The sequence below is a fragment of the Kingella sp. SNUBH-2017 genome (assembly GCF_028680565.1).
GTDB classification, from domain to species: Bacteria; Pseudomonadota; Gammaproteobacteria; order Burkholderiales; family Neisseriaceae; genus Kingella_D; species Kingella_D pumchi.
The window spans coordinates 1-16,915 of the sequence record NZ_JAPHVK010000001.1; the positions used below are offsets into that span (position 1 = coordinate 1).

General features: G+C 60.3%; 18 protein-coding genes. 1 reads left to right on the plus strand and 17 read right to left on the minus strand.

Features of this window, described 5'->3' with window-relative positions:
* The 14 genes from OP500_RS00005 to OP500_RS00070 all read right to left on the minus strand — a co-directional run.
* A partial coding sequence (locus OP500_RS00005) for an ESPR domain-containing protein (protein WP_274069819.1) occupies positions 1 to 305 on the minus strand: 305 nt, incomplete at its 3' end.
* Positions 306 to 386: 81 nt separating this feature from the next.
* Positions 387 to 2,132: a ShlB/FhaC/HecB family hemolysin secretion/activation protein gene (locus OP500_RS00010; protein ID WP_274069820.1), complete on the minus strand. Its 1,746-nt coding sequence runs from the start codon at positions 2,130 to 2,132 to the stop codon at positions 387 to 389.
* Between the two features lie 313 nt (positions 2,133 to 2,445).
* A complete protein-coding gene (locus tag OP500_RS00015) occupies positions 2,446 to 3,156 on the minus strand; it encodes a hypothetical protein (RefSeq protein ID WP_274069821.1) in 711 nt (236 codons plus the stop codon).
* Complete coding sequence (locus OP500_RS00020; RefSeq protein ID WP_274069822.1) at positions 3,153 to 4,217, minus strand: beta-ketoacyl synthase N-terminal-like domain-containing protein; 1,065 nt, start codon at positions 4,215 to 4,217, stop codon at positions 3,153 to 3,155. Before OP500_RS00020 ends, OP500_RS00015 begins: the two co-directional genes overlap by 4 nt.
* On the minus strand, positions 4,214 to 4,504 hold the full coding sequence (locus OP500_RS00025) for a phosphopantetheine-binding protein (protein ID WP_274069823.1): 291 nt from the start codon (positions 4,502 to 4,504) through the stop codon (positions 4,214 to 4,216). Before OP500_RS00025 ends, OP500_RS00020 begins: the two co-directional genes overlap by 4 nt.
* Positions 4,504 to 5,748 (minus strand): ABC transporter permease, encoded by a 1,245-nt coding sequence (locus tag OP500_RS00030; RefSeq protein ID WP_274069824.1) that lies wholly within the window; start codon positions 5,746 to 5,748, stop codon positions 4,504 to 4,506. Before OP500_RS00030 ends, OP500_RS00025 begins: the two co-directional genes overlap by 1 nt.
* Positions 5,748 to 6,665, minus strand: coding sequence for an ABC transporter ATP-binding protein (locus OP500_RS00035; protein WP_274069825.1), 918 nt, complete (start codon positions 6,663 to 6,665; stop codon positions 5,748 to 5,750). The genes OP500_RS00030 and OP500_RS00035 overlap by 1 nt, the downstream gene beginning before the upstream one ends.
* The gene (locus tag OP500_RS00040; protein ID WP_274069826.1) at positions 6,662 to 7,663 is read right to left on the minus strand and encodes a BtrH N-terminal domain-containing protein; all 1,002 of its coding nucleotides are present in this window, start codon (positions 7,661 to 7,663) and stop codon (positions 6,662 to 6,664) included. The genes OP500_RS00035 and OP500_RS00040 overlap by 4 nt, the downstream gene beginning before the upstream one ends.
* Entirely contained in the window at positions 7,660 to 8,079 is a 420-nt protein-coding gene (locus OP500_RS00045) for a hypothetical protein (RefSeq protein ID WP_274069827.1), read from the minus strand. The genes OP500_RS00040 and OP500_RS00045 overlap by 4 nt, the downstream gene beginning before the upstream one ends.
* Positions 8,069 to 9,223: a beta-ketoacyl-ACP synthase III gene (locus tag OP500_RS00050; protein WP_337992790.1), complete on the minus strand. Its 1,155-nt coding sequence runs from the start codon at positions 9,221 to 9,223 to the stop codon at positions 8,069 to 8,071. Before OP500_RS00050 ends, OP500_RS00045 begins: the two co-directional genes overlap by 11 nt.
* A gap of 8 nt (positions 9,224 to 9,231) precedes the next feature.
* Positions 9,232 to 10,155 carry a dialkylrecorsinol condensing enzyme gene (locus tag OP500_RS00055; RefSeq protein WP_274069829.1) on the minus strand — a complete coding sequence of 308 codons (924 nt, stop codon included), beginning with the start codon at positions 10,153 to 10,155 and terminating at the stop codon, positions 9,232 to 9,234.
* A gap of 209 nt (positions 10,156 to 10,364) precedes the next feature.
* Complete coding sequence (locus tag OP500_RS00060; RefSeq protein ID WP_238748634.1) at positions 10,365 to 11,249, minus strand: ABC transporter permease; 885 nt, start codon at positions 11,247 to 11,249, stop codon at positions 10,365 to 10,367.
* On the minus strand, positions 11,249 to 12,223 hold the full coding sequence (locus OP500_RS00065) for an ABC transporter permease subunit (protein WP_238748612.1): 975 nt from the start codon (positions 12,221 to 12,223) through the stop codon (positions 11,249 to 11,251). Before OP500_RS00065 ends, OP500_RS00060 begins: the two co-directional genes overlap by 1 nt.
* A gap of 17 nt (positions 12,224 to 12,240) precedes the next feature.
* Positions 12,241 to 13,350, minus strand: coding sequence for an ABC transporter ATP-binding protein (locus OP500_RS00070; protein WP_274069830.1), 1,110 nt, complete (start codon positions 13,348 to 13,350; stop codon positions 12,241 to 12,243).
* A gap of 346 nt (positions 13,351 to 13,696) precedes the next feature.
* Here OP500_RS00070 and OP500_RS00075 point away from each other — a divergent pair, with 346 nt between their 5' ends.
* Positions 13,697 to 14,428, plus strand: a complete 732-nt coding sequence (locus tag OP500_RS00075) for a hypothetical protein (RefSeq protein WP_274069831.1) — start codon at positions 13,697 to 13,699, stop codon at positions 14,426 to 14,428.
* A 119-nt stretch (positions 14,429 to 14,547) separates the two neighbouring features.
* On the opposite strand, the gene OP500_RS00080 is transcribed toward OP500_RS00075, so the two are convergent.
* The 3 genes from OP500_RS00080 to OP500_RS00090 form a co-directional block, all read right to left on the minus strand.
* On the minus strand, positions 14,548 to 15,114 hold the full coding sequence (locus OP500_RS00080; RefSeq protein WP_238748617.1) for an NADPH-dependent FMN reductase: 567 nt from the start codon (positions 15,112 to 15,114) through the stop codon (positions 14,548 to 14,550).
* A 163-nt stretch (positions 15,115 to 15,277) separates the two neighbouring features.
* On the minus strand, positions 15,278 to 15,370 hold the full coding sequence (locus OP500_RS00085) for a methionine/alanine import family NSS transporter small subunit (RefSeq protein ID WP_238748618.1): 93 nt from the start codon (positions 15,368 to 15,370) through the stop codon (positions 15,278 to 15,280).
* Complete coding sequence (locus OP500_RS00090) at positions 15,367 to 16,902, minus strand: sodium-dependent transporter (RefSeq protein WP_274069832.1); 1,536 nt, start codon at positions 16,900 to 16,902, stop codon at positions 15,367 to 15,369. The genes OP500_RS00085 and OP500_RS00090 overlap by 4 nt, the downstream gene beginning before the upstream one ends.
* Positions 16,903 to 16,915 lie beyond the last annotated feature (13 nt).

Sequence of the window (16,915 nt, forward strand, 5' to 3'; positions counted from 1 at the left end):
GGCAGTCCGTTGCCGGTTTGCAGGATGACGGGCTGCTGGGATTTGGGGGCGGATTTGTCGGCTTGGATGTCGGCAGCGGCGGCGGGCACAATCAGGGCCGAACCGAAACCGAGCAGCAGGCTGAAAGTCAGCGTGCCCAAATGCAAACGGCAGCCTGAATGGGTTTTTAGACTGCCGTCACCGCCACCGGTTTCTCTGCCTGAGCGCTCGCCGGGACTTTTGCCCTGCCCGATGGCGGTTTCGGCTACGGCCATCAGAATGCCGCGGCGACGGTTGAAAACGATTTTATGGCAGTGTTTGTTCATGGTAGGGGGTATCCGTAGTGTGTGCGGGGAAAGGCAGCCTGAAAACGGGAGATGGAAGTTCCAGGCTGCACAAGCGCGGGTTTAGAAGGAATAGTTCAGATTAAAGCCGAAGACGGTAGAGGCCGTCTGAAAGCCTTTGGGCTTTTTAATCGGTTTGCCGACAAACAGGTCGTAATTCAGGCTGCCGCCTGCTTTGAACTGGCCGCGCAGACCGGCGGCGGCGCCAATCAGGGTTTGCCCCAGCAGGTATTGCGCCGAGTCGCCGGATACGTGGCCGCCGTCTAGTGCCAGATAAAACTGGTGGGCGGGTTTGAATGACCAGGCGGCTTCGTTGCGCCAGTACCAGCCGCGCTCGGCCGACAGTGAGCTTTCGCCGTCGAAGCCGCGAACGGTGTAGCGGCCGCCGATGGCGATTTTGTCCAAAGGCGTCAGCGGGGTTTTATTCCATTGGGCGTGCAGGGCGGTGTCGTATACGAAGTGCTGCCGGCCGATTTGGAAGGGGTGGTTATAGCTGATGTCGGCAGTGATCACCTTCATTCTCGAAGTGCCTTCATCAAACACCTCTTCAGGGGCGGCAATGGCATCGGCCATGCCGGTGCCGCGCTTGTAGGCAAGACCAATATCCAAAGTGCTGCGGCCGATGTATTCCTTGTGTTTCAGGCTCAACTGCCAACCGGCGGTTTTACGGCGCTGTACTTCGACTTCGGCATCATCGATAAAACTTTGGTTTTCTTTCTGCCACAGTTTGAAGCCGATATGGCTCTTGCGCCGCGCATCACGGTACAGCAGGCGGGTAAATCCGATGTCGCTGCCGCGGCTTTTGCCGTTGTAGTCATATACTTCATTGATACCCGCTACAGCCTGGTGGTAGCGGTAGTAGTTGTGGTTCCAGCTCCACAGCCAGTTGCCGGCAGGAACGGAATAGTGAAAAGCGTAGCTTTGGGTGCCGCCGGCGGTTTTTTTGCCCTCGGAGTCGGTATGGGCGTCGGTATGGCCGAGATGGCGGCCGTAGGACAGATAAAACAGATCGCTCAAGCCGAAAGGGTTGTCGGCAGAGAAAGTCAGGCTGCCTTGGTATTTGCCGGTGGTTTTGCTGCCGGAGTCGTCCACACCGAGCGACAGGCGGTAGGGCAGCAGCCGCTGCCGCCAGGCAACAACGATGTCGCTTTCATCAGGCGCGTCTGCAGGAACGATTTGGATATCGGCTTCGGCGGTAGGTACGCGTTTGAGATTTTCCAGCCCCTGCTCGATACGGCGCAGATTCAGAATATCGCCGCCTTTCAACGGAATTTCGTTTTGAAAGGCGGCAATGCGCGCGGCACGGGTTTGGTCGTTGTGCGAAGTATCAGTGCGAACCGAGCGCACTTTGCCGGGCAAAACGGTTAATTCCAAAGTTCCGCTGTTTAAATCTTGCGGTGCAGCCAAAATACGGGTAGTGGTATAGCCGCGGCCGATAACGGCGTTTTGTGCCGCAACCATAATGCGGTTAACCCCTTGCGCACCCAAACATTGCCCCGATTGGAAGCCGGTTTCCTTCAAGGCTTTTTTAAGCGCAAATTGGAAACGACCGGCAGCATCGCCGGTCAGGGTAACGGTATGAATGGGGAAACAGGGGGATTCGGCCGATTCGGCCGCAGACGGAGTAAGCGTGTTTTGCCGCGTATCGTCCAAACGCACATCGACTTCGCGCTGCAGCTGCTGCTCCTGCTGCCGGCGTCGCATTTCCTGACGTCTGGATTCGCTTTCTTCAATGGTATCGGCAAGTGCAGCCTGAAAAGAAAAGGCTGCCAAAATAGCTAAACTCAGATGGGTGTGTATGGCGGGCATAATGTTAAACCAAGTATATTTTCTACTTGAAAATAAATTCACTAAATTTTACAAAATCATTGATAAAATGTCAATTTCTTAACTTTTATCCATGGACGTCTGGTGCTGTTTGCAGCAGCTGAAGATTTTCAAGAACAATACTGTGAAGCCTTATGGCAGCCTGAAAGGGATGCGGCGTTTGAGATATTGCCGGCTTATTTTTCTTAAGCTGTTGTGTAAAACACTGTTAGTTTTTGCAGAAGGCAGCCTGAAAACTTTTCAGGCTGCCTTTTGGAGTATCTGGCTGCCGTTTTCAGGCTGCCGGTAAAAAGTTTCAGCGCAGCATAATCCGCAGCTTGGGCGGCAGGCCGCGGTCGCTGAGTATCAGAGTTTCATCGGTGGATAAAGCGGCGGCCCAGCGTGACAGCAGGGCGGGATAGGTTGCGTTTGCGGTGGCAGACAAATCGGGCGTGCAGGGGGCGGCATCGGTGGCGATGCGTATGGTGGCGGCAGAGGGCGTATCGGGTGCTGTGGCGGATAATAGCAGGCTGACGGCGTGTTCCGCTTCATTGGCGGCCGGGTTTGGGGTTTCGTACAGCCAGCTGACGCAGCATTGTTTGGCGCTGCCGGCCAGCAGGTCGTTGATGCCGAGCCACAGCGGCTGCCAGAAATTGTGTTCGTCGGTAGCGAGAAAAATCATGCCGGCGCAGCTGTCCAGGGCTTGTGCCAATTGGAAGGCCGGAGCGTTGTGGAGACTGGCGGCAAACCCGAGCGGGCTGGGGGTGCCGTCTTGGGCGTGCTGGAGAAAAGTCGGCAAAAAGCGGCGGGGCGAGGAAAACGGGGCGGTCAGGATGATGCTGCAGTCGGCGCCGATTTGTCCGGCCAGCGGCATGGCGGCCAGCAGCGACATCAGGCTGAAACGGCTGAGGCGCTTGCCGTCTATGCCGTAGTCTTTCAGGCTGCCGCGCAGGGTTTTGTCGTCGCAGCCTGAAAAATTGCGGTGATGGCAGGCTTGGAGATACAGCGGGGGATGGTCGGGTTTCACGGTCGGCTCCAGCGCATCAGCCAGGCGGCGGCGCTGCCGCCGAAGCCGAGAAAATAGTTGAGATACAGCCCGTCGGCCAGCGGCGCGCCGTGCGCCAGCGGCAGGCTGCGGTAGGCCGCTGCGTGGGGGATTTCGGGCAGGGCGCCCTGCTGCAGCTGCTGCCACAGCCAGGCGCTTTCCATGGCGCCGCTGGCGCCCAGCGTGTGGCCGAAATAGGGCTTGGCCAGTATCCAGCGGCTTTCAGGCAGCTTTTCGCGTAACACTGCCTGCTCGCCGTTGTCGCCGGCACCGCCGACGGCATGGACTTTAACGGCGCGGATGCTGTCGGCCGCGACGCCGGCCTGCTGCAGGCAGCGGTCAATTAGCTCGGACAAAACGGCGGGATCGGTATTGGTCAGATCGCGGCTGTCGGCGGCGGTGGCGGTGGCAATAATGTGGCAGCCTTGTTCGTTTGGACTGCCGCGCTCCAGCGCCAAACAGGCCAGCCCTTCGCCCAGCACCATGCCGGGGCAGCCTGAAAACGGCAGGTAGTCGCCGGCGGCCAGCAGGTTCATGGTGGCGAAATGGTCGAAGGTGTAGCGGTTGAAACTTTCAAAGCCGACCACCAGCGCGCGTTCGATCCAGCCGTTTTCCAGCATCCGCACCGCGTGCACCAGCGCTTGCGCCGAGGAAGTGCAGGACGTGGCAAAGGTGTAAATCTGGCGGTTGCCGGTGGCAGCGCGCAGCAGGTCGGCCATGCCGGTAAGCGTGTAGTCGGAATAGGAGAGTGCGCCGCGCTCGGCGATTTCGGCTTCGCAGTCGGGCAGGGCGTAGCTGGTGGAGCCGAGCATCAGCGGCGTGTCGGCCAAAGCAGCCTGATCCCAGCCGGCCGCGGCGGCGGTGTCGGCCAGTAGCGTGTGTACCAGTCGGGCGGTTTCAGGCAGCGTCAGCCGCGCTTGCGGGAATTTTTGGAAATAGGGCAGGACGGCATCGGCGCCGAGTCCCGACCACGGCGAGGCGGGCAGCATCACCCGTTGCGAAGCGCCGCCGCCGATCCGTGCGGCGCGGACGGTAACGCTCATGCGCCCTGCCGTTCGGCGCGCACGAAAGCGGCCAGCGCGGCAACGTCGGTCATGTGGCGGCGCACCATGCGGTCGCCGTTGAGACGCACGCCGAAGTGGCTTTGCAGCGCCACGCAGATTTGCAGCGCATCGAGCGAATCGAGGGCGATGCGGCTGTGTTCGCCGAACAGCGCTTCGGTGTCGGACAAATCTTCGGGCGTCCAGTCGTCGCGTTCGGCTTCGCGGATAATCAGTTTTTTCAGCTCGTACTCCAGCGCCGGATGTTCGAGCGTGAATCGGTAGGCCATCAGAATCTCACTTGTTTTTTCAGTTGCCCGCGGTAAACGGCGGCGGCGGCGGTAAGCGTCAGCAGGCCGAAGGCGGCGAGCCGGCCGAGCACCGGCAGAATCTGCTCCAGCCCGGCCTGCCGCAGCAGCAGGGTTTGGAAGCCGGAGAGCGCCCAGCCCATCGGCGAAAATTGGGCGACGGTCTGCATGATGTCCGGCATCACATAAGTCGGCACCATAATGCCGCCGAGCGCCGCCATGATGATGATGCCGCCGCCGCCGAGCACCACCGCGTGTTCGGTGCTGCGCGCCACCACGCTGACCAGCAGGCCGTAGCCCAGCGCGGCGAGGCTGACGGCGGCGGCGAGCACCGCATACACGCCAAGGCAGCCTGAAAGCTGCAGGGCGGGCATGCCGAGCTTGGGCAGCACCCAGCGGCCGAGCGCGAGCATGCCGGCAAACTGCAGCTGGTTGATCAGAAAATACGGAATCAGCTTGGCGGCAATCAGTTTGCCCGCCGGCACCCGCGCCATGCGCAGGCGGGTGATGGTGTTGGTCTGGCGCTCCATCGCCATCACGTTGGAGAGCGGAATCATGATGAAAAACATGCCGAAAATCAGCCAGGCCGGCACGCTGTGCTGCACCGAATTGGGGCGCACCACTTCTTTGCCGCCGTGGTTGAGATAGGTTTCCTGCCACGCTTCGCGCTCGAGATAGGCGTTGATGCCGGCGAATTTGTCGTCGAGCTGGCGGTTGGCTTCTTTTTCCACTTCGCGCACCAGCGGCGATTTGCCTTTGAGCTTCACTTCGCTGCCGTCCAGATACAGGTTCAGCCGCTCGGCGGTGTAGTGTTTTTCCACCATGCCTTTGATGGCGAGCAGGCGGGCGCGGTCGGTGTCGGGGCTCAGCCACAGGCGCAGCGGCCGCTCTTTGTCCAGCGGCGTTTCTTCGCTGTTCGGATTAAAGAGCAGCAGGTCGGTTTCGCCCCGCTGCAAGGCAGCCTGAAAAGCGGAAAGGCGGTGGGTTTCGACAAAACGCACGTTCAGCCCTTCGCCTTCGAGCGCGGCGAACAGGTTTTCATCAAGCCGGCTGTCGGCGCTGCCCGCCAGCACGATTTTGGCGTCGCGCAGCGGGTTTTCCTGGCTGTCGCTGAGCGCGGCCGACATAATCAGCACAAACAGAATCGGCATCACAAACAGCACCGCCAGCCCGTGCAAATCGCGCAGCAGCAGCTTGAATTCTTTGATTACGGACGAAAACAGCATCAGCCTTCCCCTTCCGTAGTGTTCGTGCCGCCGGTTTTGCCGTCGAGAAAGTCGAGATAAAAATCTTCCAGCGAGCTGAAACCGAAACGGCAGGCGCTGATGCGGTAGTTTTTCGCCGCCAGCGCCGCCAAAACGTTTTCAGGCTGCCTGCTGTCGATAGCGACGCCGCCGCCGGCAGCGGGGCGGGCGGCAAAGGCTTCGGCATCAGCGGCCGAGAGCGGCGGTTCGGTGTGCAGCAGCAGCCGGCCGCCGTTTTGGCGCAGGATGTCGGAGAGCGCGCCCTGATAGACGCAGCGGCCGTTGTCCAGCAGCACCAGATCGCGGCACAGCAGCTCGATTTCCTGCAGATAGTGCGAGGTATAGACGATGGTAACGCCGCTGCGGTTGAGTTCGGCGACGCTCTCAAGAATAAAGCGGCGCGACTGCGGGTCGATGCCGACGGTGATTTCGTCGAGAAACACCACCCGCGGCCGGTTGACCAGCCCGATGGCGAAATTGAGCCGCCGCTTCAGGCCGCCGGAAAGGTGGCGCGCCTGCTTGGCGGCGTGCGGGGACAGCCCGCAGCGTTCGATCAGGCTGCTGAGATAGGCGCGGTCTTTGCGGCCGTAAAGCGAGGCGAAAAAAGACAGGTTGTCGTGCACGCTCAGCAGCGGATAGAAGGCAAAGTCCTGCGGCACCAGCGAGATTTGGTGGCGCGCTTTGCGGCTGAGACGGGAAAAGGGGGTGCCGTCGAAAGTGATTTCGCCCTGCCGGCATTCCTGCAGGCCGGTGAGCAGCGACATCAGCGTGGTTTTGCCGGCGCCGTTGGGGCCGAGCAGGCCGAGTGCCGCGCCTTCGGCGATGTCCAGCGAGATATCGCGCAGGGCGTAGCCGTCGGCCTGCGGATAGCGGTGGCTGAGCGCGCGCACCCGTATCATGCCGCCGCCTTTGCCAGCTCGCGCCACAGGGCTTCTTCGGCGTCGGCGATGGCGCGCAGTTCGGCAGCCAGTTTGGCGTAGCCCTGCGGGTCGGGTTTGCGGCACTGTTTGACGCAGCGGGCGGCAAAGGCGCGCCATTGGTCGCCGATGGCGGTCATGCGCTCGGAAGCAGCCTGAAAGGCGGAATCGGCACACACCTGCGCGGCCTGTTCGAGAAAATAGGCGTAGAGATAGCGAAAGCCCGCGCCGCCGGTGCCGATTTCTTCCTGCATGCGCACCAAGTGGCCGAGATAGAGTTTGGCATCGTGTTCGGACTGGCCGCCGAGCGCGGCGATGCGTTTGGCAACGGTGCGGATGCCGCGCACGCCGACGAAAAATACCGGTGCCAGCATATGTTTGGCGTTTTTGCGGATGGCGCGGCGCAGTAATTGAGGCAGCCTGAAAGCCAGGGTTTCGGCGTTTTCAGGCTGCTTGTCGAGGGTGAACATCAGCCCTTTGGCCGCCAGCGCGCCTTTGGCGAAACGGGCGCGCTGCAAGTCGGCGGCGGCGCAGCGCTGCACGGTTTCGAATACCGGATCGCTGATCAGGTAGTCGTCGCCTTCTTTGCCGTACACCAGCAGGTTGTGGGCGTTGAAATGAAAGCGCATTTCTTTCGGAAAGTAGGGCAGCCAGAACACCGAAGTCTGCAGGCCGACCAGCTGGCCGGCGGAGAGCGCCGCATCCAGCGCCCGCATGCCGGCGGCGGGGGAACGGAATTTCTGCACATTCAGGCCGATGCCGAGCGCTTTGCACACGTTTTTGATGATGCCGCGCGGCGGCATGCGGTAGGAAACCAGCGGCAGGCCGTTGATTTTGACCACCGGCAGATAAACGAAAGTCAGGGCGCCGGCCAGACCGAAAACCATCGCTTCGTTCAGGTCGGTGCCCTGCGATTTGAGCAGGGTGCTCATCACCCCGCTTTCGCAGTGGGCGGTATGCTGATGGACGAATGCACTCATGGTTCGGCGGAAAATAAAGGGGTTTCAGGCAGCCTGAAAAGTTCTTCGGCGGGGATTTGGAAGGCTTCGGCGTAGCGCGCCAGCGTTTTGGCGCTCAGCCGCGCGAAGACTTCGGGGCGGAAATGGCGGCGCAGCTGCCAGCGCCACACGCCGGCGGCCTGCGCGAGCGAGCGCTCGTCGTGGCGGTAGAAATACATATAAAAATACAGCGGCGAGCGGCGGCCGGCGGCCACTTCGCTGCGGGCGTGTTCGATCAGGCCATCCAACTCGGCCACCGCCTGCTCGGTGGCATAGGCTTCGTCCTGCCAGCCGGTGCTGGTGGCCGCTTCGTAGTGGCCGTTGCGGGTGCCGTAGATGACTTTGCGCTGGCCGTTGTAGGTTTTGCTGTCGTCCTGTGGAATGTCTTCAACCCGCATCAACCACCTCCAGCAGCATGAAGCAGGAAGAAAAACGCCCGCTCTCGGGGATGTAGCACAGGATGTTCTGGCCGTGGCACAGCGGGAAGCGGCGCATGAATTCTTCGAGAATGATGTAGATGGAGGCCGAGCCGGTGTTGCCTTTTTCGGCGAGATTGGTAAACCATTTTTCCTGCGGGATGGCAAAGCCGGCGTTTTGCAGGCCGGCGGCGAGTTTGTCGCGGAAATAGCCCGAAGAGTAGTGCGGCAGGAAGTAATCGACATCGGCAGCCTGAAGGCCGTGTTTGGCCAGGGCGCGTGCCAGCGCTTTTTCTACGGTGTAGGCGACGATGTTTTCGTTCAGCAGTTTCACATCCTGCTTGACCGCCATCATGCTGCAGCGCTCGCGTTCTTGGGCATCGACTTCTTTCCAGCCGACAAAGCGGCCGTCGCGCACTTCACCACCGGCATACATGCACACCGGCATTTCGTTGGCGTAGGACACCAGCTCGATCCAGCGGATTTTCAGGCTGATGCCGCGCGGGTTGGGCGCATCGCAAAGATAGGCGGCGCCGGCACCGTCGGAGAGCATCCAGCGCAGGAAGTCTTTTTCAAAAGCGATTTCGGGGCGGGCGTTTTCCCAGTCGCGGCTTTCGATTTCGGCGCGGAAGTTGTCGCCGCGCATCACCGCCGAGGCGCATTCGGAAGCAACGGCAACCGCATGGCGGTGCTCGCCGCTGCGGATGCTCTGGTAGGCGTATTTCATCGCCGCCATGCCTGCCACGCACACGCCGGAAAGGCTGGCGACTTCGCAGGGTGGGGCGTTTGCCACCAGGCCGTGCACCATCACGCCGTGGCCGGGCAGGATTTGGTCGGGATAGGACGTGCCGCAGCTTAGGCACTGCATGTCGGCGGCGGCAAAGCTCTCGTCAAACAGCGCCGACACTGCGGCGGCGGCCAGCTCGGTATTGGTGTGGGTGGCGCGGCCGGTTTGCGGATCGACGGCGTAATGGCGGCTGGTGATGGCGTTGGAGCGCAGAATGGTTCTGCGCACGCGCGAAGGCAGGCCGCCGACCATGCCCAGCACCGCTTCCATCTGGTCGTTGCCGACCGGCGCGTTGGGCAGCACGGCCGACAGTTTGCGGATATAGACTTCAGGCTGCATGGTTTGCATTATTCTCCCGAAGGCTGCGCGTAATAGCGGCGCAGCCTGGATAATTTTTGTTGGGTCAGCGGTTTGAGCAGGATTCTGAGCAGTGCGCTCAGCGGGACGACGGTTACAATCATCAGCAGCAGAAACACGATATACAGCCAGAGCACCGCGCGGCGCAGCAGCGGCGAGATGCGGCCGCAGCCGATCAGCAGCGCGCCCCACAGGCGGAAGCTGCGGCGGCCGACGGCTTCGCTCATCATCAGTTTTTCGTCGATTTTCACCGCGCCCATGCCGCGGAACAGGGTTTCGTCGGGCGTGCCGCCGGCATCCAGCACCTGCTTGAGCCTGCCGCCGAAGCGCGCCATATCGAGAATTTCACGCTCGGCGATGCCGGCACTGGGCAGCCAGCGGTAGGGGCGTTTATTGCCGGTCATCATCCACAGCGGGGTGGTGGCGAAACTCGACCAGGCGTCGCTCTGGTCGGTTTTGACGATATTGCCCACCAGCTTCGCGCCGGCCTGTGAGAGCAGTTTTTTCACTTCTTCCTGCGCCATCAGCCACATATTGCGGCAGCCGATTAAGGTGATTACCGGCGTGCCGGCCAGAATGCGCTGCGCCGCGGGGTGCTGCAAAAAGGCGCAGACCGGCTGCGAGGGCGACAAAAACCATACGGTGTAGGCCAGCACCACCAAATCGTAGCGCTCGTGCCGGAACTCGGGCGTTTCAATGGGTTGCGGCTGCAGGCGCACGGTTTCGGGGAAGGTGTCGAAAAAACGGCCGAAGCGCCAAGGAAAGGGAAAGGGCTGCTGCGGTTTGAGCGCAAGCTGTTCGATTTCGATGTTGTCCGCGCCTTCGCAAGGGGCAATGAAATGGCCGGCCAGGCGTGAAAGCTGGCCGGTTTGCGAATAGGAAACCAGTAAAATCCGGAAAGGCGGGGCGGGCATGTGTGTTTTCGGTTCGGTGGCGGGCAAGCGCGGCATTTTATTTTTAAAATCATGGGTGGTCAAATTCAGGCTGCCTGCCGCCGCCGTTGGATGGTTTGTGTGCAAATATTTGAGAAAACGTGCTTTTTATTTTTTCAGGCTGCCTTTTGAGGCAGCCTGAAAAGGCTTAAAGCAGCCTGAAACGGGTTTTCAGGCTGCCTGCTGCCGGTTTACTGCGAGTCGCGGGCGAGCGCCATGGCGTGCAGTTTGGCCATTTCGCGTTCACGGCGCACGGTGTGGCGCATGGTGAGGTAGTTGATCAGCATTACCAGCGTGCCGACGATGCCGATCATAATCGTTGCCAGCGCGTTCATCTGCGGGTCGAGGCCGAGTTTGATTTTGCCGAAAATCACCTGCGGCAGGGTCATCGAGCCGGGGCCGGACAGGAAGGAGGCGATGACGTAGTCGTCGAGCGACAGGGTGATGCCGAGCAAAAAGCCGGAGGCGATGGCGGGGGCAATCAACGGCAGGGTGATGGTGAAAAAGATTTTCAGCGGCCGCGCGCCTAGGTCCATCGCCGCTTCTTCGAGCGACTGGTCAAGCTCCATCAGCCGCGAGCGGATGACGACGGTAACGTAGGCCATGCACAGGGTGGCGTGGCCGAGAAAAATGGTGAAAAAGCCGCGCTGCCATTCGCCGGCGCCGCTGTAAACGCCCTGCAGCATGCTCTGCACCTGGGTAATCAACAGCAGCATGGAGATGCCGGTGATGATGTCGGGCATCACCATCGGCGCGGAAACCATGCCGGCGAAAACGGTGCGGCCGCGGAAGCGTTTGAAGCGCGCCAGCGCGTAGCCGGCGAGTACGCCGAGCACGACGGCGGCCAGCGAGGAGACGACGGCGATTTTCAGCGACAACAGGGCGGCGTTCCAGATTTCGCTGTTTTTCATCAGCTTGAGATACCAGCGGGTGGAGAAGCCGCCCCACACGGTTACCAGCTTGGATTTGTTGAACGAATAGAAAATCAGCAGTCCCAGCGGCATGTAGAGAAAGGCCATTCCCAGCAGCAGCATGGTTTTCAGAAACAGCGAGGATTTTTGTTTTTGCCGGCTCATCATTCCGCTCCTTTTTCCAGTTCGCGCTCTTCAAAGCGCTGGAACAGCATCATCGGCACCACCAGAATCAGCACCATCACCACCGCCAGTGCGGAGGCGAGCGGCCAGTTGTTGAGGCCGGAGAACACCTGCCACAGGGTTTTGCCGATCATCGAGTTGTCGGGGCCGCCCACCAGGTCGGGAATCACGTATTCGCCCACCGAAGGGATGAATACCAGCATCGAGCCGGCGATGATGCCGCTTTTGGAGAGCGGCAGGGTGATGCTGAAAAAGGCTTTGACCGGATGGGCGCCTAAATCGGCGGCCGCTTCGAGCAGGCGGTGGTCCATTTTCACCAGATGGCTGTAGAGCGGCAGGATCATAAACGGCAGATAGGCGTAAACCATCACCAGATTCAGCGAAAAGGTGTTGTAAAACATATTGAGCGGCTCGCTGATCAGGCCGGCCTTGATCAGCAGGTTGTTGATGATGCCGTTGCTGCTGAGCAGCCCCATCCAGGCATAAACGCGCAGTAGCAGCGAAGTCCAGAAGGGCAGCATAATCATCATCAAAAGCGTGTTGCGCCGCTCGGGGCGGACACGGGCGATGGCATAGGCCATCGGGTAGCCCAGCAGCAGGCAGATCAGAGTGGTGGTGAGCGCGGTTTTGATCGACAGCCAGTAGGTGTGGACGTAGATATTGGGTACTTCGCCGCCCAGCGGGTTGGCCAGCGCAGCTACGGACGCGCCGAAGTCACTGAAGATTTCGGCGTAGTTTTGGCTAACCAGATGCAGCTTGGCGGCACCGCCTGCGGGGTCGGCCATAAACAGCGGCGTGAAGGGCGGAATGGTGTCGGCCTGCTCGGCAAAGCTGATTTTCAGCACCGTCAGAAACGGCAGCAGGAACATCAGCACCAGCCACAGCGCGGGGATGCCGATCAGCGTTTTGCGTCCGAATTTCAGGCCGCCGCGCGGTTTTTTCGGGTTGTGGGTCATTTTCAGGCTGCCTTATGTCAGCGGGTCAGCGGGGTGGGCTGGTTTTCCGGCCAGTCCAGATAGACTTCTTCGCCCCAGGTGGGCGGGGTGATGTTGCGCACGTACCAGTAGGGCGCGGGCACCTGGCTTTTGATGATGCGGCCGTTGGGCATCTGCACGTGGTAGATGGCGAAGCTGCCCAAATAGGCGATGTCTTTCACTTTGCCGTGCGCCCAGTTGTGGGTGTCGCGGTGGGCGGGTTTTTCCTTGTGCAGGTCGATGTCTTCGGGGCGGATGGAAATCCAGATGCTCTGGCCGACTTCGGCGTCGCAGGCCTGGTCGGTATAGACTTTGGCCGGCAGCTCGGGGCAGTCCACCAGCGCGTGCGCGTCGTCTTTGTGGACGATTTTGCCTTCGAAGATATTGGTTTCGCCGATAAATTCGGCGGTAAAGCGGCTGTTGGGGTAGTCGTAGATATTGCTGGGGGTATCGACCTGTTTGAGTTCGCCGTCGGACATAATCGCCACGCGGGTGGCCATGGTCATCGCTTCTTCCTGGTCGTGGGTCACCATAATGCAGGTTACGCCGACTTTCTCCAGCGTATTGACCAGCTCGAGCTGGGTTTGCTGGCGCAGTTTTTTGTCGAGCGCGCCCAAGGGTTCGTCCAACAGCAAGAGCTTCGGCCGCTTGGCCAGCGAGCGTGCCAGGGCGACGCGCTGCTGCTGGCCGCCGGAGAGCTGGTGCGGCTTGCGCTTGGCGTACTGCGGCATCTGCACCAGCCGCAGCATTTCTTCTACGCGGGCGGCGATTTCGTCCTTGGGCATTTTGTCCTGCTTCAGGCCGTAGGCGATGTTCTGCTCCACCGTCATGTGTGGAAACAGCGCGTAGCTTTGGAACATCATATTGATGGGGCGCTCGTAGGGCGCCAGGGCGGTGATGTCCTGGCCGTCGAGAATAATGTGGCCGGAAGAAGGCGTTTCCATGCCGGCGAGCATGCGCAGCAGCGTCGATTTGCCGCTACCCGAGCTGCCGAGCAGGGCGAAGATTTCGTGTTGTTGGATATCCAGGTCGATGTGGTTGACGGCGGTGTTGTCGCCGAATTTTTTCACCAGACCTTTGATTTGCAGATAGGGTGCTTTAGCGGACATGGACCATGCTCCATAAGGACAAAGTGCGGCCGGCATGCGCCGAACCGCAGGTGTGTGGAAACACTGGCTGTTAGATTGCTTTGGACAGCAGATGATTGCTAAACCTTTGAAGGGCAAACGAATCCGAAAGGCTGTTTAGCGGCTTTCGCCCAGCTGATTTTCAAAAGCGCGGGATTGTAGTGCAGTAGGGGGTATAGGGCAAGCAAAACGGTTAATGTTGGTTAAATTTGCCGCAAAACCGTGTTTGCAATGAAACGGATAGCGGTGGTTTTTCATCCTTTTGCCGCTGTTCTCCGGCACCGTATAATGCGCGCTTTTTTCAGGCAGCCTGAAAGCCGTTTTCGCTATGCAGACCATCCTGTTTACCGATTTGGACGACACCCTTTTTGTTTCCAAGCGCAAAGCGCCGCCCGCTCCCGACTATCAAGCCGCCGCCTTTTTGGCCGACGGCAGCCCGATTTCCTACGCATCGCCCGTGCAGCAGCAATGGCTGGCACACTGGCGGCAGCACGCGCTGGTGGTGCCGGTAACCGCCCGCAACCACGACAGTTTCCGCCGCGTGGCGCTGCCCTTTGACAGCCATGCGGTTATCGACTACGGCGCCGTGATTCTGAACCCCGACGGCACGCCCGACGAAGCTTGGTTGGACAACAGCCGCCGCGCCGCTTCAGGCTGCCTGCCGCGCTGGGACGAATTGCAGCAAATGCTGTCCAGGCAGCCTGAAAGCGCGGATTGGAACATCCGCCTGATAGCGGACTACGGCATCGCCTGTTATCTGCTGGTCAAATCTAAAAGCGGCGAGGGCAGCCTGAAAACCGCCGCCGATGTTTTGCGCGGCGCGCTGGCGGCGGGGGAAAAACTGCATTGGAACGGCAACAACCTTGCCCTGCTGCCGCCCTGGCTCGACAAAGCCCACGCCGTGCGCCGCCTGCAGGAGCAATACCGCCGCCGCTACGGCACCATTCTCAGCATCGGCATGGGCGACAGCCTGATCGACACCGCCTTTATGCGCTGCTGCGATTATCTGATTGCCCCCGCCACCAGCCAGATTGCCGCCGCTTTGGGCGAAATGCCTTAACCAGGCCTTTCAGGCTACTTTGGCGTTTTCAGGCAGCCTGAAAACGCCAAAGCAGCCTGAAAAAACAAGCGGTCGCCGCAGATACTTTCTGCGGCGCCCGCTTGTTTTTCGGCGCGCGTTTATTTGGGGTTTTTCTCAATCAGCGCCACCAGCTGGTCGATATAGCCCTGAACGAAAGTGCGGGCGGATTCGATGAGTTTGCCGTTGTCGTCAAACAGGGTGGGCGAGTTGCCGAGGAAAACTTCGGGCTGGCCGGTAAGCGGCATATCGAAGTAGGAAAGCGCCAGGCGCAGGTTTTTCTGCGAGCTGTAGCCGCCCATTTTGCCTACCGAGTGGCTGATGATGCCGGCGGGCGTTTTTTTCCAGGCAACGTCGGCATTCGGTTTGGAGCCGATGTCCACCGCGTTTTTCAGGCAGGCGGGCACGGTGCGGTTGTTTTCGGCGGTAACGAACAGCACGCCGGCGGATGCTTTGATGGTTTCGCGGAACTCGGTATAGCTCTCGGGGGTGGGGAAATCGGTTTCGTTGGGGTCGTCGTAGTCGAAGTTATACAGCGGCAGGTGGCCGATTTCGACGATTTGGGCTTCGTAGCCGGCGGGGAACATGGGGATGACGTTTTGTGCGACTTTGCGGGCGAAGGAGCCTTTACGCAGGCTGCCGACGAGGATGCTGACTTTCTTTGCCATTTTTCTCTCCGTATGGGCGTGTGGTTGTCGAAAGAACTGAGAATTAGTCCCAGCGAAACTGACTATATGCGAAGGGTGTTTGCCCGTCAAGCGGCGGTTTTACGCTTTTCAGGCTGCCTGAACGCTGTGCGCCCAGGCAGCCTGAAAAAGCGGTGCGGCCGGTTTATTCTTTGGGCAGGCGCAGTACCGAAACCAGCAGTCCGCCCCAGATTACTATCAGGGATACGGCCATCATAATTATGGCGGAGGTACTCATTGTTTGTTCTCCTTATCGTCGTCGGTCAGGGTGGTGTCGCGCTTCCAGGGCAGCAGCGACAGCAGGACGGCCAGCAGCGGCAGCGCGGCGGCCATGCCCCAGCCGAACAGATTGAGAAATTCGCTGGGATAGCCGCTGTAGTTGTTTTTCAGCAGCTCGCGGGTGTCGCTGAACAGCATGTAGCCGAGCACGGCGACGGTGGCGGTAACGCAGACCATCCACAGGGTGCCGACTTTAAACGACGATACGCTGTTGATGTGCCGGCGCAGCACCGGCAGCATTTTGGCCAGCAGCAGGGCGAGCACATACAGCGCGCCGCCGGCAACAATGCCGTAGGTATTGACGAATTTGTCCAAGGTGTCGAGCACCGGCAGGCCGGTGGTGGTGCCGAACAGCAGGGTGGAAACCACCGCCATTGGCACGCCGACGGCAAAGGTGGCGCTGACGCGGCCGAGTTCCATTTTGTCCTGCACGGCGGCAATGACCACTTCCAGAATCGAAATCAGCGAAGTCAGGCCGGCAAACACCAGCGAGCCGAAAAACAGTACGCCGATCAGGGCGCCGAAGGGGGCTTTGCTGATAATGGTGGGAAAGGCGATAAAGGCCAGGCCGATGCCGTTGGATGCGACTTCGCTCACTTCCTTGCCGGCGGCCGTAGCCATAAAGCCCAGCGCCGCGAATACGCCCAGGCCGGCCAGCAGTTCAAAACTGCTGTTGGCAAAGCCCACCACCATGCCGGTGCCGGTCAGGTCGGATTTTTTCTTCAGATAGGAAGAGTAGGTAACCATAATGCCGAAGCAGATGGAAAGCGAGAAGAAAATCTGACCGTAGGCCGCCACCCATACTTTGGGCTCGGTCAGCTTGCTCCAATCGGGGGTGAACAGCGCGTCCAAGCCTTTGGCAGCGCCCGGTAGCGTCAGCGACACGCCCACCAGCACCACAAACATTACCAGCAGCAGCGGCATAAAGAAGCTGGACGAGCGGGCAACGCCGTTTTGCACGCCCAAGGCCAGAATCAGCAGGGTCGCCACCCATACGCCGATCAGCGGGCCGACCACGCCGCCGACAAATTCCAGCCCGATATCGGTATGGTCGGCCATTTTCAGAAAATCGCTGAAAAAGAAAGCGCTGGGATCGGCGCCCCAGGCGGCGCCGAGCGAGAAATAGGTATAGCTCGCCGCCCAGCCGATAATCACCGCGTAGTAAATGCTGATGATGACGTTGATCAGCACCTGCCACCAGCCGAAGGTTTCAAAGTAACGGCTGATGCGGCGGAATGCCAGCGGCGCCGAGCCGCGGTAGCGGTGGCCGATGGCGTAGTCGAGAAACAAAAGCGGGATGCCGGCGGTAAGCAGCGCCACCAGATAGGGCAGGATAAATGCCCCGCCGCCGTTTTCGTAGGCCACATAAGGAAAGCGCCAGATATTGCCCAGGCCGACGGCCGAGCCGATGGCGGCAAACATAAACGCGCGGCGGTTGGAAAAGGTTTCGCGCGCCGGCGCGTCGGGTGTGTGCGTAGTGTTGTCAGACACGGTAAAGATTCTC

What these genes read in the sequence shown, in the direction of transcription:
- OP500_RS00010 (WP_274069820.1), bottom strand. Translation starts at nt 2,132, where the DNA reads ATGCCCGCCATACACACCCATCTGAGTTTAGCTATTTTGGCAGCCTTT.
- OP500_RS00020 (WP_274069822.1), bottom strand. Translation starts at nt 4,217, where the DNA reads ATGAGCGTTACCGTCCGCGCCGCACGGATCGGCGGCGGCGCTTCGCAA.
- OP500_RS00025 (WP_274069823.1), bottom strand. Translation starts at nt 4,504, where the DNA reads ATGGCCTACCGATTCACGCTCGAACATCCGGCGCTGGAGTACGAGCTG.
- OP500_RS00030 (WP_274069824.1), bottom strand. Translation starts at nt 5,748, where the DNA reads ATGCTGTTTTCGTCCGTAATCAAAGAATTCAAGCTGCTGCTGCGCGAT.
- OP500_RS00035 (WP_274069825.1), bottom strand. Translation starts at nt 6,665, where the DNA reads ATGATACGGGTGCGCGCGCTCAGCCACCGCTATCCGCAGGCCGACGGC.
- OP500_RS00040 (WP_274069826.1), bottom strand. Translation starts at nt 7,663, where the DNA reads ATGAGTGCATTCGTCCATCAGCATACCGCCCACTGCGAAAGCGGGGTG.
- OP500_RS00045 (WP_274069827.1), bottom strand. Translation starts at nt 8,079, where the DNA reads ATGCGGGTTGAAGACATTCCACAGGACGACAGCAAAACCTACAACGGC.
- OP500_RS00050 (WP_337992790.1), bottom strand. Translation starts at nt 9,223, where the DNA reads ATGCAGCCTGAAGTCTATATCCGCAAACTGTCGGCCGTGCTGCCCAAC.
- OP500_RS00055 (WP_274069829.1), bottom strand. Translation starts at nt 10,155, where the DNA reads ATGCCCGCCCCGCCTTTCCGGATTTTACTGGTTTCCTATTCGCAAACC.
- OP500_RS00060 (WP_238748634.1), bottom strand. Translation starts at nt 11,249, where the DNA reads ATGAGCCGGCAAAAACAAAAATCCTCGCTGTTTCTGAAAACCATGCTG.
- OP500_RS00065 (WP_238748612.1), bottom strand. Translation starts at nt 12,223, where the DNA reads ATGACCCACAACCCGAAAAAACCGCGCGGCGGCCTGAAATTCGGACGC.
- OP500_RS00070 (WP_274069830.1), bottom strand. Translation starts at nt 13,350, where the DNA reads ATGTCCGCTAAAGCACCCTATCTGCAAATCAAAGGTCTGGTGAAAAAA.
- OP500_RS00075 (WP_274069831.1), top strand. Translation starts at nt 13,697, where the DNA reads ATGCAGACCATCCTGTTTACCGATTTGGACGACACCCTTTTTGTTTCC.
- OP500_RS00080 (WP_238748617.1), bottom strand. Translation starts at nt 15,114, where the DNA reads ATGGCAAAGAAAGTCAGCATCCTCGTCGGCAGCCTGCGTAAAGGCTCC.
- OP500_RS00085 (WP_238748618.1), bottom strand. Translation starts at nt 15,370, where the DNA reads ATGAGTACCTCCGCCATAATTATGATGGCCGTATCCCTGATAGTAATC.